The organism is Marinobacter sp. UBA2498 (assembly GCF_002341575.1).
Classification (GTDB): Bacteria; Pseudomonadota; Gammaproteobacteria; order Pseudomonadales; family Oleiphilaceae; genus Marinobacter; species Marinobacter manganoxydans.
Map to the genome: position 1 here is coordinate 1 of NZ_DDOI01000128.1, position 562 is coordinate 562.

At 59.1% G+C, this 562-nt stretch carries 2 pseudogenes; both read left to right on the forward strand.

The annotated features are described in order from the left end of the window. Positions 1-153: pseudogene (locus tag B2W52_RS17800) on the forward strand (phospho-N-acetylmuramoyl-pentapeptide-transferase); the annotation flags it as partial. Positions 154-168: 15 nt separating this feature from the next. Continuing rightward, positions 169-562, forward strand: a pseudogene (gene murD, locus B2W52_RS17805) (UDP-N-acetylmuramoyl-L-alanine--D-glutamate ligase); the annotation flags it as partial.

Sequence of the window (562 nt, forward strand, 5' to 3'; positions counted from 1 at the left end):
TTCCGTCTGACCGGGCGGCGGATATTCCGCATGGCGCCGCTGCATCACCACTTTGAACTGAAAGGCTGGCCGGAGCCACGAGTGATTGTCCGGTTCTGGGTTATCACGGTCGTTCTGGTCCTGATTGGCATTGCCAGTCTGAAACTGAGATAGGAAAGCGCTGCAACTATGAGTGTCATTGTTTCGGATCGTCGCACACTGATCGTAGGGCTCGGTAAAACCGGGCTTTCCTGCGTGCGCTATCTGTCCGAACAGGGGCGGGACGTTGCTGTGGCCGATAGCCGCACGGCTCCTCCGGGTCTTGATCAGCTGAAGGTCGGTTGGCCGGATATTCCGGTACACCTCGGGACCTTTGACGCAGAGCTGTTTGCCGGTTTCAACGAACTGGTGGTCAGCCCGGGAATCAGCATTGCCGAACCAGCCATTGCAGCTGCCGCCCGCCAGGGAGCAAGAATCCGGGGTGACATTGATCTGTTCGCCGAGGCTGCCGATGCGCCGATCGTCGCGATCACAGGCTCCAATGGCAAAACCACCGTCACCACACTGGTGGGTGAGATGGCCA